Raw genomic sequence first — 26,896 nt, 5'->3', positions numbered from 1 at the left:
TCGTGCGCTGTCGATCTCCAATGGCGATCTGGGCATCCTGTTCGCCAGCCCGATCACCTGGGGCGTCTGGACACTGATCGTGGCGATGATCGTCCTGCCCTTCTACCGCAGCTGGCGTAAGCGCAGTCAACGCAAGGCCGAAGCGGCCAATGCCTGATAGCGTCGCCCCGCACGACAACCCGAAGCACCTGCGCAACTGGTGGCCCACACCACTGGTTGGCGCACTCGGTGGTTACCTGGCCAGCCTCATAGGCTGGCCTTTGCCTTGGGTCATCGGCTCACTGCTGGCGGTCATCGCCCTGCGCTGCTGTGGCGTTCTCAGCCGGGAAATGCCCGGCGGGCGACAGGTCGGTCAATGGCTGGTGGCTGCCGGCATCGGTCTGCATTTCACCGGAGAAGTGCTGGAACAGGTGCTGGGCAACCTGGCGGTCATCGCCGTCGGTGTCGTCGCAACGCTTGCACTTAGCGTCATTGGCATCGCTGGGCTGCGCCGTTCAGGTGTCGATCGCGCCACCGCGTTCTTCGCCAGCATGCCGGGTGGGGCCAGTGAGATGGTCAATCTGTCGCTGCGCCACGGTGCGCAACCGGCACGCATCGCCGCCGCCCATAGCCTGCGCCTGCTGATGGTGATCCTGCTGATTCCGGCCTTGTTCACCTGGGGCCTGCCCAGCGTGGAGCCACCACCGACAGTAACTGTGGACTGGTTCTGGCTGGCGATTTTGCTCCCGGCCGGTGCCCTGCTTGCCGTGATCTGGGGCCGACTAGGGCAACCCAATCCGTGGATGCTCGGCCCACTGACGCTGTGCGCGGCTGCCAGCGTAGCGTTCGACCTGCATATCGGCACACCAGAGTGGCTTGGCCAACTCGGTCAGTGGCTGATCGGCTGCGCACTGGGCTGCCATTTCGACCGGGCGTTCTTTCGCAGTGCGCCGGGTTTTCTGGCCCGCGTAGTGATGTTTACCTTGCTGGCCATGGCCGGCGCCGCATTGCTCGGCACCGGATTTGGATGGCTGGCCGGCATCGAGCCCATGTCGCTGATGCTCGGCATGATGCCCGGCGGCATTACCGAACTGTGCCTGACCGCCGAAGCGTTACACCTTTCGGTGGCGCTGGTCACGACGCTACAGGCATTGCGCCTGTTCATGGTGATGTTTCTGGCGGAACCCTTGTTCCGCTTATGGATGCGGCGACTACCACTCACCTGAAACAGCAGAGCCCGGTTGATACCGGGCTCTTTTTTAGCCAAATATGTCAGACCGTCCGCTGTCCACATCGCTGACGTACTCTCGTCTTCCGGAGTACTCGCGAAGAGGCGTTGATACATGACTGGTTATCTCAAAAGCCTGTCCCTGCTGCTGGCGATCGGTCTGTTGGTGAGCGCCTGCAGCCAGACCAGCCTGGCCTATCGTAATCTCGACTGGGTGATCCCCTGGCGAGTGAACCAGTACCTGGATCTCGACTCACAGCAAAAAGCCTGGTTCAAGCCGCGCCTGCAAGCGCACCTCGACTGGCATTGCAGCAGCGAGCTGCCGCGCTACGTGGACTGGCTGCAACGAACCCAGGATCTGCTGCAAGAGCCGACACCCGGTGCAGGACAACTCGAAGCGCAGATGCTCGACGCCGAGCTGGCATTCCACGCCATCGTGCAAGAGACCAATGCCACCGCGGTGTCCTTGCTCCGAGACTTACGCCCGGAGCAGGTCGAGCGCCTCTATGCACGCATGGACAAGGACAACCTCGAAGATCGCCAGGAGTTTCTCGAACCACCACTAGAAACCCAGATCAGCGAACGCGCCGAGCGTCTGGAGAAACGCCTGACGCCCTGGTTAGGAAAACTGAATGACGTACAGCGTGCGCGAATTGGCGAATGGGCCAGCGAGCGCCGCGATCAGAATCGTCAGTGGCTGGAAAATCGCGCCCGTTGGCAGAGTGAGTTTCGTGCGGCGCTGGACGCACGCGATGAAGCGGACTACCCCGAACGCATGACCCAGGTACTGGAGAACCGCCGCGGCGCCCACGACGAACAGGCAAAGCAAGCCTACGAAGAATCACGTCAGGCCATGGCTGCCCTGCTCAGTGACCTGCTGGCAGCCGCCGATGACAAACAGCGAGCTCAGGCGGCCAAACGCTTCGCATCCATACAGAGCGATCTGGCAGGCCAGATCTGTACTGGCTGATCAACCTTGGGGCAGTCGCCAGTCGATAGGTGCCAGGCCATGTTGCTCGAGGAACTTGTTGGTGCGGCTGAAGTGACCGTTACCGATAAAGCCGCGGTGCGCGGACAGCGGTGACGGATGCGGCGAACGTAGTACCAGATGCTTGCTGGTATCGATCAGCCGCTCCTTGCTTTGCGCATGCGCCCCCCACAACAGGAACACCAGACGCGGACGCTGCTCACTGACAACCGAAATGATCCGGTCGGTGAATGGCTGCCAGCCCTTGGCGGCGTGAGAGCCTGCGTTGGCGCGCTCAACGGTCAGCGATGTGTTGAGCAGCAGCACGCCCTGCTCGGCCCAGGATTGCAGATAACCATGGCTGGGAATGTCGATGTTCAGGTCGCGCTTGAGTTCTTTGTAGATGTTCACCAGCGACGGCGGCGTGGCGACGCCCGGCTGCACCGAGAAGCACAGGCCATGCGCCTGGCCTGGGCCGTGATAGGGATCCTGACCGATGATCACCACCTTGACCTGATCCAGGGGGGTGGAATCAAGCGCATTGAAAATCAGCCGGTCCCGGCGGATAGATCTCTTTGCCAGCCGCCTTTTCCTGACGCAGAAAATCGCCCAGCGCACTCATGTAGGGCTTGTCGAACTCCTCGTAAAGCGCCTGTTTCCAGCCGGCTTCCAGCTTGACCTTATCTGCGGCGGACATGCCTGCTCCCGGGTAAATCAATGGAATCGGCACGCTAGAGAAGCACACAGATCAAGTCAAGGCCGGCGGCCGGAGCGGTCATTCAAAAATGATCGACCAAGAACAACTTCTTATACCAAAAGCGAATCACACATCTGGCTGAGAAAAGCGTAAAACGGAGCGGTCAACACCACAATAAAAACAAGGAACACATCATGAGACGATTGCTCGCCTTTCTCGCCCTGTGCGTCGGATTCAATGCCTGTGCGCAGGCCGCCGACCCCATCACACTCGGCCTCAACTATCCACGTACCGGCAGCTACAAGGAGGAAGGTCTGGCGCAGATGCGTGGCGCCTTACTGGCCATCGACGAGCTCAACGCTGGAGGTGGCGTACTGGGCCGAAGCCTGCGCCTGTCCAGCCTGGACGACGCGTCCCGCCCGGAGAAGGCCGAACGCAATGTCGACAAGCTGGCCAAAGAGGGTGCATCGATGCTCTTCGGTGGCGCCTCCAGCGCGGTGGCCATTGCCGCTGGCAAGCGAGCGGCACAGCATGGCCTGCTCTACTTCGGTACCCTCACCTACTCCAACGACACCACCGGCAAAGACGGACACCGCTACATGTTCCGCGAGTGCAACAACGCCTGGATGAGCGCCCAGGTACTGGGGCAGTACCTGAACAAACAACTGCCTGACAAACGCTACTTCTACGTCACCGCCGATTACACCTGGGGCAATACCACCGAGAGCTCTCTGCGGCAGACCACCAAGACCGAGGATTCAGCCAAGCACCCTGGTCTCAAGGTGCCCTTTCCCGGCGCCAATCTGGGCGATTACCAGAATGCACTGACCCAGGCAGCTGCCAGCAATGCCGAGGTGCTGGCTCTGGTACTGTTTGGAGAAGATCTGGTGCGAGCGATGCGTATTGCCAAGGATCTCGGACTCACCTCACGCATGCAGATCGTCGCTCCCAACCTCACGCAGAGCATCGTCGAACAGGCCGGTCCCGGCTTGATGGAAGGCGTGGTCGGCACCGAGCCGTGGACATGGCGCGTCCCAGAGCTGGAAAACTCAGCCCCCGGCAAAGCCTTCGTCAAGGCCTACAGCGAACGCTACGCCATGTATCCGTCCAGCTCGGCTGCCTCGGCCTACAGCATCGTCCAGCAATGGGCAGATGCAGCCAAGCGTGCTGGCAGCCTGGACAGCGAAGCCCTGATCAAGGCGCTGGAAGGCCACAGCTATACGCTGCTCAAGGATCGCCAGCAATGGCGCAGCTTCGACCATCAGAACATACAGACGGTATATGCCGTGAAAGTGAAACCCCGCTCCGAGGTGCTCAAGGATCCGCTCAAGCAGGATTATTTCGACATTGTCGAACGACTGGACGGCGGCACTGGCCTGCCCGACCTGAACACCTGGCAGACCGAACGACGCAACGCAGGCCAGCCATTGACGCTAAAGTGAGTAGCAGGCACTGAAGAGGACGCCCCATGAGTACGGCAATCGAACCTTACAAACCCGGTATCTTCGACCTGACCCACAAGCTCACCGTGGAAAAGCATGGCCATACGGCGCTGCTGACTATCAACAATCCGCCGGCCAACACCTGGGATCGCGAATCGCTGATTGGACTCAAATATCTGATCGAACATTTAAACCGTGACGACGATATCTATGCGCTGGTGTTCACCGGCCAGGGCGATAAATTCTTTTCCGCGGGCGCAGACCTGAAACTGTTCGCTGATGGTGACAAAGCCCGTGCCCGTGAGATGGCCAGCCGCTTCGGTGAAGCCTTCGAGCAGTTACGTGATTTTCGGGGGGTGTCGATTGCCGCGATCAATGGCTACGCCATGGGCGGCGGCCTGGAATGCGCTCTGGCCTGTGACATTCGCATCGCCGAGCGCCAAGCCATGATGGCACTCCCGGAAGCCAGCGTCGGCCTGCTGCCCTGTGCCGGCGGTACGCAGCACCTTCCGTGGTTAGTGGGTGAAGGCTGGGCCAAGCGTATGATTCTCTGTGGCGAACGAATCGATGCTGAAACGGCGCTGCGTATCGGCCTGGTCGAGCAGGTGGTCGATCATGGTCAGGCTCGCGGCCATGCCTTGCTGTTGGCCTCCAAGGCGGCCAGCCAGAGCCCGGTGGCAGTGCGTGCCATAAAACCCTTGATTCAGGGCGCCCGCGAACGTGCCCCAAGCACTTGGCTGCCTACCGAGCGCGAGCGCTTCGTCGATCTGTTCGATGCCGCTGATACCCGCGAAGGCGTCAATGCCTTTCTGGAAAAGCGCCCGCCGCAGTGGCGCAACACCTGATGTTTATTGGCAACAGCCTCTGAGAGCCGACATGAATGTCATCTTTGAAGAACGCCCTAGCCTGCATGGCTACCAGATAGGCATCGCCAGCCTGGACGCTCCCAACAGCCTCAACGCCCTGTCGCTGCCGATGATCGATGCCCTATACGATCGCCTACGAGCCTGGGCTGACGATCCACGCATCGCCTGCGTATTGCTGCGCGGCAACGGCAGCAAGGCATTCTGTGCAGGAGGCGACGTGGTGCAGTTGGCGAAACGCTGCCTGGCTAACCCCGGTGAAACACCGGAATTGGCGCAACGTTTTTTCGCCCATGAATACCGACTCGATCACTACCTGCATACCTACCGCAAACCATTGATCTGCTGGGCCCACGGCCATGTACTGGGCGGCGGCATGGGGCTGCTGCAGGGCGCTGGCATTCGCATCGTCACGCCGGGTAGCCGCCTGGCCATGCCCGAGGTCAGCATCGGCCTGTTCCCGGATGTCGGTGCCAGTCATTTCCTGTCCCGACTCCCCGGCAAGCTCGGCCTGTTCTTTGGTCTGACGGCCAGCCCGCTGAACGCCCACGATGCTCTCGACCTGAGTCTGGCCGACCGTTTCATGCTCGATGCCCAGCAGGATGCGTTGATCGACGGGTTGATTCAAATGAACTGGCGCGACCAAGCACATTTGCAGCTGCACAGCCTGCTCAAGGCACTGGAACAACAAGCACGCAGCGAACTGCCCGCTGCCCAGTGGCTACCGCGACGGGAGCGTATTGATACGCTGCTCGATCAGGCCAACCTGCCCCTGAGCTGGAAAGCATTGGCGACGCTAGAGAATGATGACGATACCCTGCTGGCAAAAGCCGCGAAGACAATGCTGGGAGGAAGCCCACTCACGGGCCACCTGGTGTGGGAGCAAATCCAGCGGGCGCGAAACCTGTCTCTGGCTCAGGTCTTCCAAATGGAATACGGCATGAGCCTGAACTGCTGCCGACTTCCGGAATTCGCTGAAGGCGTGCGGGCCAGGCTAATCGACAAGGATCACGCACCGAGCTGGCACTGGCCCGATGTAAGTAGCGTGCCAGCGCAGGTGGTCGAGTCGCATTTCACCACGCTCGACGGTGAGCACCCACTGGCTCACCTCGGCTAGGATCTGTTGCCGTTTCAGCGCTCGCGTAAAGCTTCGGCGCGGGCGCGGATAATCGGTTTGAGCAGATAGCTCAGCACGCTTTTCTTGCCGGTGATGATATCCACCGACGTCACCATTCCAGGAATGATCAGCAGCGGGCGCTCTTCGGTGCCGAGATGGCTTTTCTCGGTACGCAGCTTGATCAGGTAGAAGCTGTTGCCTTCCTCATCGGTCACGGTATCCGCGCCGATCTGCTCCAGCTTGGCCTTCAAGCCACCGTAGATGGTGTAGTCATAGGCGGTGAACTTGACCACGGCTTCCTGGCCGGGGTGCAGAAAGGCGATGTCCTGTGGGCGAATACGCGCTTCCACCAGCAGAGTGTCATCGATCGGCACGATCTCGACCATATCGCTGCCCGGCTGGATCACGCCGCCGATGGTGTTGACCAGCAACTGCTTGACGATACCGCGTACGGGCGACGTCACCAGAGTACGGTTAACACGATCTTCGAGCGCCTTACCAGTAGACTGGATCTTGCTCAGGTCGGTGCGCGCCTCGTTTAATTGAGTCAACGCCTCGCTGCGGAAGCGCCCACGGGTTTCATCGATCTTGCGCTCTACTTCCTTGATTGCCGCTTCCGCACGGGGGATAGCCAGGCCAGTGGCATCCAACTGACCACGGCTCTCGACTTCCGCCCGCTTTAGCCTCAGGACTTCCACCGGCGATACCGCACCTTCTGCCACCAGCGGCTCGGACATACGAATCTCCTGACGCAGCAGCTCCAGGCTGTTGCGGAACTGGCCTTGCTTGGAGACGAACTCACGGACTTCCTGGCGACGCTGGATCAGTTGTTCCTGCAAACCGGCAACTTCATCCTGTAACTGTTGCTGACGGCTGGCGAACAGTTGCTTTTCACTCTGCGCCAGGCCTGGCGCCTTTGCAGCGATATCGTCAGGGATCGCCAACTCGCGCCCATCAACTTCCGCACTCAGGCGTTCAACGCGCATGGACAGCGACAAGCGATCAGCCTCGGTCTCGCCGACATTCGAGGCGAAACGGGTGTCATCGAGGCGCAACAATGGCGCACCCGCCTCGACAATCTGACCCTCGCGCACGAACAGCTCGGAAACGATGCCGCCCTCAAGGTTCTGGATCTTCTGCAGCCGTGAGGATGGAATGGCCTTGCCATCACCACGGGTGACTTCATCGACCTCGGCGAAGTTGGCCCAAAGCAGGCAGAACACCACGAAGGCAATGATGCCCCATAGGGTAAGGCGCATGACCCTGGGCGCATCTTCGATGAGGGCTTTGCGAACTTCCGGCAGCGGCTCGTCGCCTATTTCGTCACGAGGGCCGAAGTAAGAAGAGACACCACGAAAAAAGCGCTTTAAAGAGTCTCTAACTGACACTGATCTGCCCCTTCTTCAACGCCTCCATGACGCTCTCTTTCGGGCCATCGGCGATGATGCGGCCACGGTCGACGATGACCAGGCGCTCGACCAGGGTGAGCATCGAGGCGCGGTGCGTTACCAGCAGCAAGGTCTTGTTCTTGCTGATCGCAGCGAGGCGCTGCTTGAGGCGCTCCTCGCCCGTGTTGTCCATGGCGCTGGTGGGTTCGTCAAGGAGCAGAATCGGCGGATCAAGCAGCAAGGCTCGAGCCAGCGCGACGTTCTGGCGCTGGCCACCGGAAAGGTTCTGGCCGCGTTCGCCCACCTGCAACTCATAGCCATTGGGGTGCAGCCGCGCGAATTCGTGTACGCCGGCAAGTTCGGATGCCTGCAGCACCAGTTCGTCCTCGACGTAGCGCGCACCGGACACCAGGTTGTCACGCAGCGTGCCGGCGAACAGTTGGATATCCTGCGGCACGTAGCCGATGTTGTAGCGCACGTCGCTGACATCCAGTTGACGCACATCGATACCGTCGACGAGCAAACTACCAGCATCGGCCTGATAAAGGCCCACGATCAGCTTAGCCAGTGAGCTTTTGCCTGAGCCGCTGCGGCCGATGATGCCGACCTTCTCACCAGGACGAATCATCAGATTGATGCCCTGCAGCGCGGCCTGCTGCTGATCGGGGTAATGGAAATCCAGCTGACGGAATTCGATCCCACCCTGCAGCGTCTGACGCTTGAGCGGGCGCTCATCGGCCTGGCGTTCCTGGGGCAGCTCCATCATGTGATTGACGGATTCAAGGGTCACGCGGGCCTGCTGATAACGGATCAGCAAACCGGACACCTGCGCCAACGGCCCAAGGGCTCGCGAGCTAAGCATGTAGCAGGCGATCAGACCACCCATGCTCAGGTTGCCGGCGATGATCTGGTACACACCGAGCACGATGACTACCACACCCGCCAATTGCTGCAGCAGCAACGTCGAGTTCATCGCCAGACTCGACAACATGCGCGCCTTCAATTCGAAACGCCCGAGGGTGCCGATCGTCTGCTCCCACATATACTGGCGTTCACTTTCGGCATTATTGACCTTCACCGCATCGAGGCCGGCCAGACTTTCGATCAGCCCGGACTGGCGCTCGGCAGCCAGCGCCATGCTGCGCTCCATGGTCTGTGCCAAGGGCCGCTGCAGGGCCCAGCCAATCAGGGCGACCAGCGGGAACGCCAGGATCGGAATCCATACCAGATGCCCGCCGAGATAGGCGATTACGGCAAGAATCAGGACGGTGAACGGCAGGTCGATAACGCTGGCCAACGTCAGTGAGGCGAGGAAATCACGCAGGCTCTGAAATTCGTGAATGTTCTGGGCGAAGCTGCCGACCCGCGCCGGTCGATGCTTCATCGCCATGCCGATGATCCGCTCGAACAGAGTGGCCGAGACGATCATGTCGGTCTTCTTGCCCGCCAGATCCAGACACAGACCACGCAGTGTCTTGAGCAGCAGATCGAAGATGAACACCCCGCAAATACCAACAGCCAGCACCCACAGGGTCGCTTCCGCCTGGTTCGGTACCACGCGGTCGTAGACGTTCATCACGAACAATGGGGTGACCAGGCCGATCAGATTGATCAGCAAGCTGGCAGCGACCGCGTCGATATACAACCAGCGCGATCGCATAAGGGTGTCACGGAACCAGGAACCCGCCCGGGGGATCAGCTCGCCACGGGCGAAGTCGAATTTGTGCTGAGGCTGGGCGAAGAACACGCGCCCACTGTAATCCTCAGCCAGGGTCTCGACGCTGACCCGAACCTCGCCACCCTCGGTCTCGCTGGGCATAATTCGCGCCTGCCCATCGGCCTCCCAGCCCAGCAACAAGGCGCTGCGACCATCGCGCAACAGCAACAGCGCGGGCATCGCCAATTCGGGGATCTTTTGCAGACTGCGGCGCAACCAGCGCCCCTGCAGCCCGGCACGAGCCGCTGCACGCGGCAACAGTTCGGCGCTCAGGCGCTGCTTGGGAAGGGGCAGCCCAGCGGTGAGCATGGCCCTGCTAACGGACTTCTGATGAAGACTGCACAAGGACAGCAGACTATCCAGCAAGGGATCATCGTAACGATCCCGAGGATCGTTACGCGGCTGGGACGGATCAGGTTCTACTGCCACTGCACAATTACCCTTTACCTGAAAAACCTGACTCTAGTTCAACTTGGGCAGTTGCACATCGGCCTTGATGATATCCAGCGGTACCGAAGCGACTGGCGCCGCGATGCCCTGGCTCTTGAGCAACGTGCCCGTGGTTGCCTTGATCCGGTAGTGGGTGAACAACTCGGTGAAGCGCACTTCTTCCAGACGACGGGCAGCAGTGAAGTACTCGTTCTCGCTATCCAGCAGATCGAGCAAAGTACGCTCGCCCAGGCCGAACTGTTTCTGATAAGAGTCGCGTACTCGGGAGCTGTGATCGACGTACTGCTGGGCGATCGGCAACTGTGCACGGGCATTCTGCAATGCGTTCCAGGCCAGGCCGACTTCTTCATTGAGAACCCGCAATGCGTTATTGCGGATATCCATGGCCTGGTTACTCAGGTAAGCCTTGGAGCGCACGTTGGCGCTGTCGCTACCACCCGCGTAAAGGTTGTAACGCATGCGCACCATCGCCTGCCATTCGTTGCTCTGCCCTTCCACACCATCGACGTTGTGGTTCGCGCCAGTCGACAGCTCAGCATCCAGGCGTGGGTAGAAAGAAGACTTGGCTGTCTGATACTGGGCCTCAGTGGCCTTCACATCGGCCTCGGCAGAACTGATATTGGGGTTGTTGGCCATCAGTTCGTCACGGGCGGCGGTCAAGTTTTCAGGCAGATGCACACCCATGCTGTCGGGCATGCTCAAGTCAGTAGCTTCGCGTCCCACTACGCTGAAATAAGTCACCTGCGCATCAGCCAGATTGGTCTGCTCGGTAAGCAGATTGTTTCGCGCCTGCGCGAGGCGGGCTTCGGCCTGATCCAGATCGGCCATACGCCCTACCCCGCGCTCACTGCGCAACGAAATCTGGTCGTAAATACGCTCGTGGCTGCGCAAATTCTCTTCTGCGAGACGCATGAGATCCTGGCGCTGCAGTACTTCGAGATAGACCTGGGCGACCTCCAGCGCAGTGCGCTCGGAGTTCGCCAGCAACGCATAGGCACGGGCGTTGACCGTCGCACGTTGACGGGCCACTTCCCCGCGAGTGGCGAAACCGTCAAACAGCATCTGCTGCACGGTTAGGCTGGATTCGGAGCGATTGAGGGTGCGATAGCCGCGATCATCAACGCCGCGGGTACTGTTGTTGTCAGTACCTTCGCGACCATATCCAGCCTGCAGCTCGACCCGCGGCAGGTAGCCAGCCTTGGCAACCTTCATTTCCTCTTCGACCGCCATCCGGGCGTTGATAGCCGACTGGATTTCAGGATGCACGTTGAGTGCATTCTGCATGGCCTCGGTGAGTGTTTGCGCCTGGGCCGAAACGGAAATCGCGAGGGCAAGAGGAAGAATGGCAATGAAACGCATGATCTATGAATTCCCTATAAAAACCGACACTTCGTCGGTATATATCAAGTCGCTGCACGACTAGCCGACAGCCTATCATTGCCGCTTGGTTTACAACGATTCACGGCGCGCCAAAAATCTGAAAATATCAAAGTGACATCACCGTGTGCGATTGTTTATGATCAGACCCGAAGGGTCAATAGTCTGGCGAAATTGATTCACTCATTAATACTCGCCAATTATATGACGATCCGTTTTTTGCAATATCCGCTATAACCGGTATAGACGTATTTCACAGGATTACCTCGCGCATGCGCGCATGGAGCTGTTTTTATGAGTAATTTCGCCGCTGTCATCAAATCGCTGATCGGTCAGGTATTCGTCATGTCGGTTGACGGGTTCAGACGCCAGGTCTTCGAAGGCGATCGCGTGTTCGCCGGTGAGCAAGTCACCACTGCGGATGGCGGCTCCGTTACTCTGGAAATGGCGGATGGCGAAGTCGTCACTCTGGGCGCGAATAGCTCCTGGCAAGCGGGTAATCCTGATTCGCAGGCCGTTGCCGATAGCGCAAACCAGGCAGCGAGCAGCGAACTCGAACAGGCGCTGGCTGCCGGCTTCGACCCGACCACCGATCTGGAGCCGACCGCAGCAGGCCCAGGAGCGGGTGGTGGTGGCGGTAGTGCTGGCGGCGGCCATAGCGCAGTCATGTTGAATGAAACCGCCCTGCGCGTCGATCCGACGATCGGTTTTGAAACTGCAGGCCCTGGCACACCAGGCTTCAACCTTATCGAAGATAACGACCCGGACATCTTTACCAACACTGCGGCGACTGCCACTGACAATCCGGACACCACCGCCCCCGTCATCACCGTCAATGCTCCGGCAATCACCAATGACACGACGCCGACCATTACCGGCACGACTAGTGCGCCTGTAGGCAGCACAGTCACGATCACGATTACCCAAGGCAGCACCGTCATCACCGTGACTACGCCGGTTCTGGCTGATGGCACCTACTCCGTCGATGTGCCACAACCGTTGGCTGAAGGCCCCTATACCGTAGGGGCCCAGGTTACCGATCCGGCTGGCAATACTGGCAACGCTACCGATAGCGGTGCTATCGACACCACTGCTCCGGCGATCACCGTTGATGCTCCAGCTGTCAGCAATGACACTACACCGACCATTACCGGTACTACCGATGCGCCAGTTGGCAGCACGGTCACGCTGACGATCACTCAGGGCAACACCGTCATTACCGTCACTACACCGGTTTTGGCCGGCGGCACCTATACCGTAGATGTGCCGCAGGCCCTGGCTGAAGGCCCTTATACCGTTGGCGCTCAGGTTACTGATCCGGCTGGCAACACCGGCTCGGCCACTGATAGCGGTGCCATCGACACCACTGCTCCGGCAATTACCGTCGATGCTCCGGCCATCAGCAATGACACGACGCCGACCATTACCGGTACTACCGATGCGCCAGTTGGCAGCACGGTCACGCTGACGATCACTCAGGGCAACACCGTCATTACCGTCACCACACCGGTTTTGGCTGGCGGCACTTACACCGTGGACGTTCCACAGGCTTTGGCTGAAGGCCCTTATACCGTCGGTGCCCAAGTTACCGATCCGGCTGGCAATACTGGCAACGCTACCGACAGTGGCGCTATCGACACTACGCCTCCGGCAATCACTGTCGATGCTCCGGCCGTCAGCAGTGATACGACCCCAACCATCACCGGCACTACCGATGCGCCGGTTGGCAGCACGGTCACGCTAACGATCACCCAAGGCAGCACCGTCATTACCGTGACTACACCGGTTTTGGCTGGCGGAACTTATACCGTCGATGTGCCGCAGGCTCTGACTGAGGGCCCTTATAACGTCGGCGCTCAGGTTACTGATCCGGCTGGCAATACCGGAAACGCTAACGACAGCGGTGCTATCGACACCACAGCTCCGACCATCACTGTCGAAGCCCCAGCCGTCAGCAACGACACCACGCCGACCATAACCGGTACTACCGATGCACCGGTCGGCAGCATCGTGACCCTGACCATTACCCAAGGCGCGATCACTTTCACCGTGACCACACCGGTACTGGCAGGTGGCACTTACACCGTCGAGTTGACCCAGCCATTGGCTGAAGGCCCGTACACCGTTGATGCCGCAGTCACCGATCCTGCCGGCAACACCGGCAACGCTAACGACAGCGGTGCTATCGACACCACTGCACCCGTCATCACAGTTGATGCCCCGGCAGTTAGCAACGACACCACCCCTACCATCACTGGCACCACCGATGCGCCAGTCGGCAGCATCGTTACGCTGACCGTCACTCAAAACGGCACAAGCTTCACTGTCACCACGCCGGTATTGGCAGACGGCACCTATACCGTCGATATCCCGCAGGCGCTGGCCGAAGGCCCGTACACCGTTGATGCCACAGTCACTGACCCGGCTGGCAACACTGGCAACGCTACTGACTCGGGCGCTATCGACACCACGGCTCCGATCATCACCGTCGATGCACCAGCCGTCAGCAACGACACCACGCCAACCATCACCGGTACTACCGATGCACCGGTTGGCAGCATCGTCACGCTGACCATTACTCAGGGCGGCACAAGCTTCACAGTGACCACGCCGGTATTGGCAGACGGCACCTACACCGTCGATATCCCGCAGGCGCTGGCCGAAGGCCCGTACACCGTTGATGCCACAGTCACTGACCCGGCTGGCAACACTGGCAACGCTACTGACTCGGGTGCTATCGACACCACGGCTCCGATCATCACCGTCGATGCACCAGCCGTCAGCAATGACACCACGCCAACCATCACCGGTACTACCGATGCACCGGTTGGCAGCATCGTCACGCTGACCATTACTCAGGGCGGCACAAGCTTCACAGTGACCACGCCGGTATTGGCTAACAATACCTACAGCGTTGAGTTGACCCAGCCTCTGACTGAAGGCCCGTACACCGTTGATGCCGCGGTCACCGATCCGGCTGGCAACACTGGCAACGCTAACGACAGCGGTGCTATCGACATTACAGCTCCACTGCCGACCATAACCCTCGACGCCAACATCACCGCCGATGACGTGATCAACCTCGTTGAGTCCGGCCAGCAGATCCCGGTTACCGGCACCGTTGGCGGCGACGCCAAAGTTGGCGATACCGTCACCCTGACCGTTAACGGCAAGACTTTCACCGGTCAAGTATTGGCCGATAAGACTTTCAGCATCAACGTTCCTGGCGCTGACCTAGTCGCGGACGCTGGCAAATCCATCACCGCCAGCATCAGCACCACCGATGCCGCCGGCAACGTTGGCACTGCGTCTGATAGCGACGGTTACGGCGTCGACACCACTGCACCAGCGCCGACCATCACCCTCGATGCCAATATCACCGCCGATGACGTGATCAACATCGTCGAGTCTGGCCAGCAAATACCGGTAACCGGCACCGTCGGTGGCGACGCCAAGGTCGGTGACACCGTCACCCTGACCGTTAATGGCAAGACCTTCACCGGCCAGGTATTGGCCGATAAGACTTTCAGCATCAACGTCCCTGGCGCCGACTTGGTAGCGGACGCTGGCAAATCCATCACCGCCAGCATCAGCACCACCGATGCCGCCGGCAACATTGGCACTGCGTCTGATAGCGAAGGTTACGGCGTCGACACCACTGCACCAGTGCCGACCATCAGCCTCGATGCCAATATCACCGCTGATGACGTGATCAACATCGTTGAGTCCGGTCAGCAAATCCCGGTAACCGGCACCGTTGGCGGCGACGCCAAAGTTGGCGATACCGTCACCCTGACCGTCAATGGCAAGACCTTCACTGGCCTGGTGGCCAACACCAACGGCACGCTGGGCTTCAGCATCAACGTCCCAGGCGCTGACTTGGCCGCTGATAGCGACCGCACCATCGATGCCAGCATCAGCACCAGCGATGCCGCCGGCAATATCGGCATTGGCAGAGATACCGAAACCTACAGCGTCGACACCACCGCCCCACTACCAACCATCAGCCTCGACGCCAATATCACCGCCGATGACGTGATCAACCTCGTTGAGTCCGGTCAGCAGATTCCGGTTACCGGCACTGTCGGTGGCGATGCCAAAGTTGGCGATACCGTTACCCTGACCGTCAACGGCAAAACCTTCACCGGTCAGGTATTGGCTGACAAAACCTTTAGCATCAATGTTCCTGGCGCCGACCTGGTAGCGGACGCTGGCAAGACCATCACCGCCAGCATCAGCACCACCGATGCCGCCGGTAACGTAGGCGTTGGTTCGGATACCGAAGGCTATAGCGTCGACACCACCGCTCCGGTGCCGACCATCAGCCTCGATGCCAATATCACCGCTGATGACGTGATCAACATCGTTGAGTCTGGCCAGCAGATCCCGGTCACCGGCACCGTCGGTGGCGACGCCAAAGTTGGCGATACCGTCACCTTGACCGTTAACGGCAAGAGTTTCACCGGCCAGGTATTGGCCGATAAGACTTTCAGCATCAACGTCCCAGGCGCTGACCTGGTCGCCGACGCTGGCAAAACCATCACCGCCAGCATCAGCACTACCGATGCCGCCGGCAACGTTGGCACCGCCAACGACACCGAAGGTTACGGCGTAGACACCACAGCCCCACTGCCGACCATCAGCCTCGATGCCAATATCACCGCTGATGACGTGATCAACATCGTTGAGTCCGGTCAGCAAATCCCGGTAACCGGCACCGTTGGCGGCGACGCCAAAGTTGGCGATACCGTCACCCTGACCGTCAATGGCAAGACCTTCACTGGCCTGGTGGCCAACACCAACGGCACGCTGGGCTTCAGCATCAACGTCCCAGGCGCTGACTTGGCCGCTGATAGCGACCGCACCATCGATGCCAGCATCAGCACCAGCGATGCCGCCGGCAATATCGGCATTGGCAGAGATACCGAAACCTACAGCGTCGACACCACCGCCCCACTACCAACCATCAGCCTCGACGCCAATATCACCGCCGATGACGTGATCAACCTCGTTGAGTCCGGTCAGCAGATTCCGGTTACCGGCACTGTCGGTGGCGATGCCAAAGTTGGCGATACCGTTACCCTGACCGTCAACGGCAAAACCTTCACCGGTCAGGTATTGGCTGACAAAACCTTTAGCATCAATGTTCCTGGCGCCGACCTGGTAGCGGACGCTGGCAAGACCATCACCGCCAGCATCAGCACCACCGATGCCGCCGGTAACGTAGGCGTTGGTTCGGATACCGAAGGCTACAGCGTCGACACTACTGCTCCAGTGCCGATCATTTCGCTCGATGCCAATATCACCGCCGATGACGTAATCAACATCGTTGAGTCCGGCCAGCAGATCCCGGTCACCGGCACCGTCGGCGGCGACGCTAAGGTTGGCGATACCGTAACCCTGACCGTCAATGGAAAGACCTTCACCGGCCAGGTGACCAACACCAACGGTACGCTGGGCTTTAGCATCAATGTCCCTGGTGCCGACTTAGTCGCCGATGCTGGCAAAACCATCTCCGCCAGCGTCAGCACCACCGACACCGCCGGCAACGTCGGTACCGCCAACGACACCGAAGGCTACAGCGTCGACACCACCGCTCCGGTGCCGACCATTTCGCTCGATGCCAATATCACCGCTGATGACGTGATCAACCTCGTTGAGTCCGGCCAGCAGATCCCGGTTACTGGCACCGTTGGCGGCGACGCCAAAGTTGGCGATACCGTCACCCTGACCGTCAATGGCAAGACCTTCACTGGCCTGGTGGCCAACACCAACGGCACGCTGGGCTTCAGCATCAATGTGCCAGGCGCTGACTTGGCCGCTGATAGCGACCGCACCATCGATGCCAGCATCAGCACCAGCGATGCCGCCGGCAATATCGGCATTGGCAGAGATACCGAAACCTACAGCGTCGACACCACCGCTCCACTGCCGACCATCAGCCTCGATGCCAATATCACCGCCGATGACGTGATCAACATCGTCGAGTCTGGCCAGCAAATCCCGGTCACCGGCACCGTCGGTGGCGACGCCAAAGTTGGTGATACCGTCACTTTGACCGTCAACGGCAAGAACTTCACCGGCTTGGTGACCAACACCAACGGCACGCTGGGCTTCAGCATCAATGTGCCAGGTTCGGATCTGGCCGCTGATAGCGACCGCACCATCGATGCCAGCATCAGCACCAGCGATGCCGCCGGCAATATCGGCATTGGCAGAGATACCGAAACCTACAGCGTCGACACCACTGCACCAGTGCCGACCATCAGCCTCGATGCCAACATCACCGCCGATGACGTGATCAACCTCGTTGAGTCCGGCCAGCAGATCCCGGTTACCGGCACCGTTGGCGGCGACGCCAAAGTTGGCGATACCGTCACCCTGACCGTCAATGGCAAGGCCTTCACTGGTCAGGTTCTGGCTGACAAAACCTTCAGCATCAACGTCCCAGGCGCCGACTTGGCAGCTGATGGCGACCGCACCATCGATGCCAGCGTCAGTACCAGCGATGCCGCCGGCAATATAGGCATTGGCAGGGACACCGAAACCTACAGCGTCGATATCACGCCGCCCGTAGCGGCAATCGATATCGTCAAAATATCTGACGACACCGGAACACCTGGTGACTTCATCACACGTGACAGCACACTGACCGTGAGCGGTACCGTCGGTGCTCTGGCCTCTGGCGAAAAAGCCCAGATCAGCGTGGATGGCGGCACTACCTGGACTGACCTGAACGTCAGCAACGGCAGCTGGGATTACGCAGATGGCCGCACCCTCTCGCTGGGTGATCATAACTACCAAGTTCGTGTAATCGATACCGCGGGTAACGTAGGTGCCACTGATACCCAGAAAGTCACCATTATCGCCAACCAGGATCCAATCGCGGTTAATGACCCAGGTACCGCGTCGGGGCTCACAGGTCAGTATTACGCCTACCACGAAGGTGCAAACCTTGACGGCGGCAACCTGAGTTCCTTGACTCAGGTACGTGCATTTATCGCCGCTAACTCACCCGATGCTGCGTTCGTAGCGAAGAACATCAACTACAGCCTGAGTGGTGGTGACCTTGGGGGTAACAACAACCTGCAGTCTTTCCTCGGCTCTGACGCCGCATCGTTGAATGTTGATCCGGAGAACAGCAGCGACGCCATCATAAAACTCAGCGGCACGCTGCAACTGCAGGCTGGAAGCTATCAATTCCAAGTTAAAGCAGATGATGGATACAGCATCTCGATCGACGGCGTGATCGTGTCCAGATTCGACGGCAACCAGTCACCGAGTACCAACAATGGTGCGTTCACCATTAATGAGTCTGGCTCGCACACCATTGAAATCATCTATTGGGATCAAGGTGGTCAGGCCGTATTGCAACCAACATTGAGTTTCGGTGGCGGCCCGTATCAACAGCTGGGCAGTTTCTCTCCGGCGCAGGCCAACCCTGCCCTGGTCACTGCGGAAGACAATGCGTTGACGATTTCGCAGGCCACTCTGCTCGCCAACGATACCGATGCAGACGGAGATAGCCTGCGTATCATCGGCGTGGACAATCCCAAGCACGGCACCGTTACGCTTAACGAAAACGGCACGATTACCTTCACGCCTGCGAGCAATTACTACGGCCCAGCTTCCTTCAGCTACACGATCAGTGATGGCAACGGAGGAACCAGCAAAGCAACTGTGACCGTGAACGTCACCGGCGATGCTGCTCCCGGCATCGGCGCAGTCGGCTCAGCCGTCGACAGTAACGGTGGTCAGGTGGATGAAGGAGACAATGCTGTTTTCACCGTTAACCTGACAAATGCCAGCATTACCACTACGACATTCAGCCTGGCGCTGAATGCCGGTACTGCAACCGCGGGTAGCGATTACAACGGTACGCTGACCAATCAGAGCTTCAGCAATGGCGTGACCTATAACGCCTCTACTGGCCAGGTCACTGTGCCGGCTGGGGTATCCAGCTTCACCGTCACCGTGCCGACCATCAATGACACCGTTCATGAACAGAACGAAAACTTCACTCTCACCGTGGGCGGCAAGACGGGTACTGCGACCATCATCGACAACGATGCCGCTCCTACCGTCAGCACCGTCAGTGCTGCAGTGGACAGCACCGGCGGTCAAGTGGATGAAGGCGACAACGCCATATTCACCGTCAACCTGACCAATGCCAGCAGCACGCCAACCACCTTCAGCCTGGCACTGAATGCCGGTACCGCGACTGCGGGCAGCGACTACAACGCAGCCCTGGCCAATCAGGGCTTCAGTAATGGTGTGATTTACAACACAACGACCGGAACTGTCACCGTTCCGGCTGGCGTGACCAGCTTCACGGTCACGGTACCGACCATCAACGACACCGTCAGCGAACCGAACGAGACCTTCACACTGACCGTTGGTGGGAAGACCGGTACCGCAACTATCATCGACAACGATGCCGCGCCGACTGTCAGCACTGTCAGTGCAGCCGTCGACAGCGCTGGTGGCCCGGTCGATGAAGGCGATAACGCCGTCTTCACCGTCAACCTGACAAATGCCAGCAGCACGCCAACCACCCTCAGCCTGGCGCTGAATCCTGGAACAGCAACTGCAGGCAACGACTACAACGCGGCGCTGACCAACCAGAGCTTCAGCAATGGCGTGACCTACAACGCTGCAACCGGAACCGTCACCGTGCCAGCTGGCGTCACCAGCTTCACCGTGACCGTGCCGACCGTTAACGACACCGTCTATGAGCAGACCGAGAACTTCACGCTGACTGTTGGTGGGAAGACGGGTACTGCGACCATCATCGACAACGATGCAGTACCGACAGTCAGCACCGTCAGCTCCGCTGTCGATAACACCGGCGGCCCAGTGGATGAAGGCGACAACGCCATATTCACCGTCAACCTCACTAACGCCAGCAGCACGGCGACTACCTTTAGCCTCGCCCTGAACTCTGGCACTGCCTTAGCTGGCTTCGATTACAACGCTGTTCTGAACAATCAAAGCTTCAGCAGCGGGGTAACCTACAACGCTCTAACCGGAGTTGTTACCGTTCCGGCAGGGGTGACTAGCTTCACTGTCACCGTACCAACCATCAACGACACCATCGCTGAGCCAACCGAAACCTTCTCACTAACTGTTGGCGGGAAAACTGGCACCGCAACTATCATCGACAATGATGCAGCTCCGACTGTCAGTACCGTCAGTGCAGCCGTCGATAGCGCTGGCGGCCAGGTCGACGAAGGTGACAGTGCAGTATTCACCGTCACCCTTAGTAATGCCGGTAGCTCGCCAAGCACCTTTAGCCTGACGCTGACCCCAGGTACTGCGACTGCCGGTAGCGATTACAACGCGGCTCTAAGCAATCAGAGTTTCAGCAACGGCGTGATCTACAACGTCATCACCGGCCAGGTCACCGTACCAGCTGGGGTGACCAGCTTCACGGTCACCGTGCCGACCATCAACGACACCGTCAGTGAGCCGAACGAAACCTTCAGCCTGACCGTAGGTGGCCAGACCGGCACCGCCACCATCATCGACAACGACGCGGCGCCGACCGTCAGCACCATCAGTGCTGCAGTGGACAGCAACGGCGGCCAAGTGGACGAAGGCGACAACGCCGTCTTCACCGTCAACCTCACTAACGCCAGCAGCACGCCGACTACCTTCACCCTGGCGCTGAATGCCGGTACTGCGACTGCAGGTAGCGATTACAACGGTACGCTGACCAACCAGAGCCTCAGTAATGGTGTGACCTATAACGCGGCGACCGGAACCGTCACCGTACCGGCAGGCGTTACCAGCTTCACCGTCACCGTGCCGACCATCAATGACACAGTCAGTGAGCCGAACGAAACCTTCAGCCTGACCGTGGGTGGCCAGACCGGCACCGCCACCATCATCGACAACGACGCAGCTCCTACCGTCAGCACCGTCAGTGCTGCAGTGGACAGCACCGGTGGCCAAGTGGATGAAGGCGATAACGCCGTGTTCACCGTCAACCTGACTAACGCCAGCAGCACGCCGACTACCTTCACCCTGGCGCTGAATGCCGGTACTGCGACTGCAGGTAGCGATTACAACGGTACGCTGACCAACCAGAGCCTCAGTAATGGTGTGACCTATAACGCGGCGACCGGAACCGTCACCGTACCGGCAGGCGTTACCAGCTTCACCGTCACCGTGCCGACCATCAATGACACAGTCAGTGAGCCGAACGAAACCTTCAGCCTGACCGTGGGTGGCCAGACCGGCACCGCCACCATCATCGACAACGACGCAGCTCCTACCGTCAGCACCGTCAGTGCTGCAGTGGACAGCACCGGTGGCCAAGTGGATGAAGGCGATAACGCCGTGTTCACCGTCAACCTGACTAACGCCAGCAGCACGCCGACTACCTTCACCCTGGCGCTGAATGCCGGTACTGCGACTGCAGGTAGCGATTACAACGGTACGCTGACCAACCAGAGCTTCAGTAATGGTGTGACCTATAACGCGGCGACCGGAACCGTCACCGTACCGGCAGGCGTTACCAGCTTCACCGTCACCGTGCCGACCATCAATGACACCGTCAGTGAACCGACCGAAACCTTCAGTCTGACTGTGGGCGGCCAGACCGGCACAGCTACCATCATCGACAACGATGCCGCTCCTACCGTCAGCACTGTAAGTGCTGCCGTAGACAGCACCGGTGGCCAAGTGGACGAAGGCGATAACGCCGTGTTCACCGTCAACCTGACCAATGCCAGCAGCACGCCAACCACCTTCAGCCTGGCGCTGACCCCAGGTACTGCGACTGCCGGTAGCGATTACAACGCGGCTCTAAGCAATCAGAGTTTCAGCAACGGCGTGATATACAACGTCATCACCGGCCAGGTCACCGTACCAGCTGGGGTGACCAGCTTCACGGTCACCGTGCCGACTATCAATGACACCGTCAGTGAGCCGAACGAAACCTTCAGCCTGACCGTGGGTGGCCAGACCGGCACCGCCACCATCATCGACAACGATGCCGTGCCGACCGTCAGCACCGTCAGCGCGGCGGTGGACAGCACCGGTGGCCAGGTCGATGAAGGCGATAACGCCGTGTTCACCGTCAACCTGACCAATGCCAGCAGCACTGCCACGACCTTCAGCCTTGCGCTGAATGCCGGTACCGCGACGGCGGGTAGCGATTACAACGGCACGCTGACCAACCAGAGTTTCAGCAACGGCGTGACCTATAACGCAAGTACCGGCGTAGTGACGGTGCCAGCTGGCGTCAGCAGCTTCACGGTCACGGTTCCAACCATCAATGACACGGTCAGCGAGCCAACCGAAGCCTTCAGCCTGACCGTAGGTGGCCAGACCGGCACCGCTACCATCATCGACAACGATACGGCTCCTACCGTCAGCACGGTAAGTGCTGCCGTAGACAGCACCGGTGGCCAGGTGGATGAAGGCGACAACGCCGTCTTCACCGTCAACCTCACCAACGCCAGCAGCACGCCGACCACCTTCAGCCTCGCGCTGACCCCTGGTACAGCTGTAGCAGGTAGCGACTACAACGCGGCGCTGACCAACCAAAGCTTCAGTAACGGAGTGACCTACAACGCCACCACTGGCCAGGTCACCCTGCCGGCAGGCGTTACCAGCTTCACCGTCACCGTACCGACGATCAATGACACCGTCAGCGAACCAACCGAGACCTTCACACTGAATGTCGGTGGGAAGACCGGTACCGCTACGATCATCGACAACGACGCCGCTCCTACCGTTAGCACCGTCAGTGCTGCCGTCGATAGCACCGGTGGCCAGGTCGACGAAGGCGACAACGCCGTCTTCACCGTCAATCTGACCAATGCCAGCAGCACGCCAACCACCTTCAGCCTGGCGCTGAATGCCGGTACCGCGATTGCAGGTAGCGATTACAACGGTACGCTGACCAACCAGAGCTTCAGCAATGGGGTGACTTACAACGCTGCGACCGGAACCGTCACCGTACCGGCTGGGGTGACCAGCTTCACGGTCACCGTGCCGACCATCAATGACACCGTCAGTGAACCGACCGAAACCTTTAGCCTGACCGTGGGTGGCCAGACCGGCACCGGTACGATCATCGACAACGACGCCACTCCTACCGTCAGCACCGTCAGTGCTGCGGTAGATAGCACCGGTGGCCAGGTGGATGAAGGCGACAACGCCGTCTTCACCGTCAACCTCACCAACGCCAGCAGCACGCCGACCACCTTCAGCCTCGCGCTGACCCCTGGTACAGCTGTAGCAGGTAGCGACTACAACGCGACCAACCTGAGCTTCAGCAATGGGGTGACCTACAACGCCACCACCGGTCAGATCACCGTGCCGGCTGGCGTGACCAGCTTCACCGTCAGCGTGCCGACCATCAATGACACCGTTTACGAGCAGACCGAGTCCTTCACCCTGACCGTAGGCGGCAAGACCGGCACCGCGACCATCTTCGACAACGATGCGGTACCGACCGTCAGAACCATCGAGGTTGGCCAGGCCGGCACGGCTGATGACAATGTGGTCGAAGGCAACAACCTGGTCTTCAACGTCACCTTGAGCAATGCCAGCTCGACGCCTACTTCGCTGTCCTTCAACGCCAGCGGCACGGCGACTGCGAATGTCGATTACAAGCTGACCGGCCAGAGCTTCAGCAATGGTGTGACCTACGACGCAAGCACCGGGAAAATCACCGTACCGGCCGGGGTCACCAATTTCTCGGTGACGGTACAGACACTTGCCGACAACGTGGTCGCGGAACCGCTGGAAACGGTGAGACTGGAGATCGGCGGGCAAACCGCAACCGGCGGCATCATAGACGGCACACCAGATGCCAAGGACGACAGCTACACCAAGGTCACGGGCCTGAAAGCCGAGTACTACGGCTATAACGACTCGGGCACTGGCGCGGGCAACGATGGCGCCAACCTGACCAACCTGAGTCAGGTTCGCCAGTTCATCGACAGCCATAATCCATCGGCGACCTTCAACGCCACCACACTGGATTACGGCAACCTGAGCAATGCGTCCGGTCTGGGTAATGGCACCAACCTGCAGAATTTCCTGGGAGTGAACACCACCACGGGCAATGGCACCAAGGCCAACTCGCTGTCGACTGACCCGGGCAACACCTCCGACGCCATCATCAAGATGAGCGGCTACATGAATCTGGCGGCCGGCACCTATCAGTTCAGGGTGACAGCGGACGACGGATACAGCATCCGTATCAACGGGCAGGTGGTCGCCGAGTTCAACAACATCCAGTCGACCGGTACCGCTACCGGTAACTCGTTCACCATCACTGCGGCTCAGGCCGGTGCCCAGCAAATCGAGATCATCTATTGGGATCAGGGCGGCGATGCACGCCTCAAGGTCGAGCTCGGCCAGGGCGGCACCTACAAGGTCGTCGACTCGGACATGCTCTATCACGTGCCGGCAACTTCGAGCCTGGTGGTCGAGTCCGGTGATAGCCTGACTATTGCCGGCAGCACCCTGCTCGGCAACGACACCGATCCGAACGGTGACGCACTGTCCATTACTGGCGTGCAGAACGCCACCAACGGCACTGTCAGCCTGAACAACGGCAACGTCATCTTCACGCCGAAGGAAGGCTTCTACGGCGATGCCACCTTCCAGTACACCATCAGCGACGGCAAAGGCGGCTCGGATACCGCTACAGCCACCTTGAAGGTGACCAAACCGGCTGACGTGATCCATCTGGCCGGTGACGGTGCAAACGACAATGGCGACAACACCATTCGCGGCGGTGGCGGTAATGACGTACTGCTGGGTGATGCTGGCGGTACGCTGACGACCATTCAGCCAGCGACTAACTACAACATCGCCTTGCTGGTCGACACCTCCGGCAGTATGCAGGGCAACCGGATGACGTTGACCAAGGAAGCACTCACCAGCTTCGTGAAAACCCTTGCCGGCCACGATGGCGTGATCAATATCGCGCTGGTCGGCTTTGCAGGGGAAGTGACCCTGAGTGCCAAGGTTTCCGATCTTCAGAGCGGTGCCAAGCTCGATAGTCTGCTGGCGGACATCCAGAAACTCACCGCTAACGGCGGCACCAACTATGAAAGCTCGTTCAAGGAGGCCTCTGCCTGGTTCGATGCCCAGACTGCTGCCGGTAAAACTGCCGTAGCGGGCTATGAAAACCTGACGTTCTTCCTGTCCGATGGTGACCCGACCTTCTACTACAACGGCAATACCACGACCGTCAGTGGCAACGGCTCCACCACCAACAATGACGTGCTACTTGGCTCGCTCGATACCTTCAACGTATTGGCTGGCAAGAGCGCCGTGCACGCCATTGGCATTGGCACTGGGATCAGCGAAAAGAACCTCAGCCTGTTCGACAACACCACGGACTCGCCAGCGTCCACCTATCTGGCCAATGGCTCGACGGCCACGTTGGCCAACTTCAACAACAACACAAGCAGTTGGAACAACCTGGCCAATTGGGAAACGTCTGGAACCGGTGGCAACAGTGGCTCGGTGAGCCGCAGCTCGGACACGCTGGTCATTCGTGATACATGGGGTGGGACGCCCGTGACTGCCGCGACTCCGACGATGACGGTTGCCGAAGGTGCCTTCAGTAGTCTGAGGTTCGCCTATGGCACAACGGATACCGGCAACGGCGATTCACTCTCTTGGAAGCTGCAGCAGTTTGTGAGTGGCGCCTGGGTCGATGTACAAACCGGTGGTGGTACTACCGGCGGCAACTGGACGAGCGTGGAAACATCGGTGGTGGGTGCAGGTACCTATCGCCTGGCTTTCGGTGTCGACGACAAGTCGTTCAACCTCAGCAATGCCTCGATGTCGATCGACAACATCACACGCGTGGACTACACCAAAGTGCCGGTCGGCAAGGTCGAGATCGTCAACTCGGCCGATGAACTCTCGGTCGCCCTGCACGGCGGCTCCAACGCCTACGTTCCGGTTACGGTCGGCAACGACACCATCTACGGTGGCGATGGCAACGACATCATCTTTGGTGACGTTATCAACACCGATGGCCTGAAGTGGGGAGTTGACGGTAACCCGGTCAAACCAACCGAGCTGCATGATGGCGCTGGTGTGAAGGCCCTGGAAACCTTCCTGGAGCTCAAGAACGGTGTCGCGCCAAGCAATGCCGACCTGTACGACTACATCCGCGCCAACCACGAGACCTTCAACGTGGCGGGTGATACACGTGGCGGGTCAGATCACCTGTATGGCGGTGCCGGTAACGACATCCTCTACGGTCAGGGCGGCAATGACTTCCTGATCGGCGGCGCGGGTGACGATATCCTGTTCGGCGGCGCGGGTGCCGATACCTTCGTCTGGCAGAAAGGTGATTTCGGCAAGGACGTGATCAAGGACTTCAGCGTGGCCGAGGGCGATACCATCGACCTCAGTTCCCTGCTGCAGGATCACAGCAACAACCTGGACAGCTACCTGAAACTGGTAACGGACAACGGTAGCTCCACCCTGCTGATCAGCACCAAAGGCGAGTTCAGCAACGGCGATACCACCACGCAACAGGTTGCCGCCAAAGCCGATGTGCAGATCGATCTGGGCCACGCCAGCCTGCCGAGCTACGACATCAACACCCTGATCGCCAACCACACGATCAAAGTCGATCCATGATAGGCCCAATGCCCCGCCACACTTTCGTGGCGTGGCGCTAA

9 protein-coding genes and 1 pseudogene are annotated in these 26,896 nt (G+C 59.6%); 6 read left to right on the top strand and 4 right to left on the bottom strand.

Annotated elements, in window-relative coordinates; translation table 11 throughout:
- Positions 1 to 149: 149 nt before the first annotated feature.
- Both ACZ0AI_RS24025 and ACZ0AI_RS24020 read left to right on the top strand, forming a co-directional pair.
- On the top strand, positions 150 to 1,205 hold the full coding sequence (locus tag ACZ0AI_RS24025; RefSeq protein WP_463564005.1) for an AbrB family transcriptional regulator: 1,056 nt from the start codon (positions 150 to 152) through the stop codon (positions 1,203 to 1,205).
- A gap of 117 nt (positions 1,206 to 1,322) precedes the next feature.
- A complete protein-coding gene (locus ACZ0AI_RS24020; RefSeq protein ID WP_463564004.1) occupies positions 1,323 to 2,177 on the top strand; it encodes a DUF6279 family lipoprotein in 855 nt (284 codons plus the stop codon).
- On the opposite strand, the pseudogene ung reads toward ACZ0AI_RS24020, so the two are convergent.
- Positions 2,178 to 2,871 (bottom strand): annotated as a pseudogene (gene ung / locus ACZ0AI_RS24015) (uracil-DNA glycosylase).
- Positions 2,872 to 3,065: 194 nt separating this feature from the next.
- Here ung and ACZ0AI_RS24010 point away from each other — a divergent pair.
- From ACZ0AI_RS24010 to ACZ0AI_RS24000, 3 genes are read left to right on the top strand one after another with little or no spacing between them, the layout of a single operon-like run.
- A complete protein-coding gene (locus tag ACZ0AI_RS24010) occupies positions 3,066 to 4,313 on the top strand; it encodes an ABC transporter substrate-binding protein (RefSeq protein ID WP_463564002.1) in 1,248 nt (415 codons plus the stop codon).
- 26 nt (positions 4,314 to 4,339) lie between these two features.
- On the top strand, positions 4,340 to 5,158 hold the full coding sequence (locus ACZ0AI_RS24005; protein ID WP_463564001.1) for an enoyl-CoA hydratase: 819 nt from the start codon (positions 4,340 to 4,342) through the stop codon (positions 5,156 to 5,158).
- A 31-nt stretch (positions 5,159 to 5,189) separates the two neighbouring features.
- Positions 5,190 to 6,293 (top strand): enoyl-CoA hydratase/isomerase family protein, encoded by a 1,104-nt coding sequence (locus ACZ0AI_RS24000; RefSeq protein ID WP_463564000.1) that lies wholly within the window; start codon positions 5,190 to 5,192, stop codon positions 6,291 to 6,293.
- 14 nt (positions 6,294 to 6,307) lie between these two features.
- Here the strand turns inward: ACZ0AI_RS24000 and ACZ0AI_RS23995 are convergent, their stop codons facing one another.
- From ACZ0AI_RS23995 to ACZ0AI_RS23985, 3 genes are read right to left on the bottom strand one after another with little or no spacing between them, the layout of a single operon-like run.
- On the bottom strand, positions 6,308 to 7,681 hold the full coding sequence (locus ACZ0AI_RS23995; protein WP_463563999.1) for an HlyD family type I secretion periplasmic adaptor subunit: 1,374 nt from the start codon (positions 7,679 to 7,681) through the stop codon (positions 6,308 to 6,310).
- Positions 7,671 to 9,827 carry a type I secretion system permease/ATPase gene (locus ACZ0AI_RS23990; protein WP_463563998.1) on the bottom strand — a complete coding sequence of 719 codons (2,157 nt, stop codon included), beginning with the start codon at positions 9,825 to 9,827 and terminating at the stop codon, positions 7,671 to 7,673. The genes ACZ0AI_RS23995 and ACZ0AI_RS23990 overlap by 11 nt, the downstream gene beginning before the upstream one ends.
- A 33-nt stretch (positions 9,828 to 9,860) precedes the next feature.
- Positions 9,861 to 11,207 carry a TolC family outer membrane protein gene (locus ACZ0AI_RS23985; protein WP_463563997.1) on the bottom strand — a complete coding sequence of 449 codons (1,347 nt, stop codon included), beginning with the start codon at positions 11,205 to 11,207 and terminating at the stop codon, positions 9,861 to 9,863.
- A gap of 312 nt (positions 11,208 to 11,519) precedes the next feature.
- Between ACZ0AI_RS23985 and ACZ0AI_RS23980 the strand changes: the two genes are divergently transcribed.
- On the top strand, positions 11,520 to 26,855 hold the full coding sequence (locus ACZ0AI_RS23980) for an Ig-like domain-containing protein (protein WP_463563996.1): 15,336 nt from the start codon (positions 11,520 to 11,522) through the stop codon (positions 26,853 to 26,855).
- Positions 26,856 to 26,896: the final 41 nt, after the last annotated feature.

The organism is Pseudomonas sp. AC355, from assembly GCF_979258205.1.
This window is presented reverse-complemented; position numbering and strand designations above follow the sequence as displayed.

Coding starts and splice junctions, on each gene's coding strand:
- ACZ0AI_RS24025 (WP_463564005.1), top strand. CDS start 150: ATGCCTGATAGCGTCGCCCCGCACGACAACCCGAAGCACCTGCGCAAC.
- ACZ0AI_RS24020 (WP_463564004.1), top strand. CDS start 1,323: ATGACTGGTTATCTCAAAAGCCTGTCCCTGCTGCTGGCGATCGGTCTG.
- ACZ0AI_RS24010 (WP_463564002.1), top strand. CDS start 3,066: ATGAGACGATTGCTCGCCTTTCTCGCCCTGTGCGTCGGATTCAATGCC.
- ACZ0AI_RS24005 (WP_463564001.1), top strand. CDS start 4,340: ATGAGTACGGCAATCGAACCTTACAAACCCGGTATCTTCGACCTGACC.
- ACZ0AI_RS24000 (WP_463564000.1), top strand. CDS start 5,190: ATGAATGTCATCTTTGAAGAACGCCCTAGCCTGCATGGCTACCAGATA.
- ACZ0AI_RS23985 (WP_463563997.1), bottom strand. CDS start 11,207: ATGCGTTTCATTGCCATTCTTCCTCTTGCCCTCGCGATTTCCGTTTCG.
- ACZ0AI_RS23980 (WP_463563996.1), top strand. CDS start 11,520: ATGAGTAATTTCGCCGCTGTCATCAAATCGCTGATCGGTCAGGTATTC.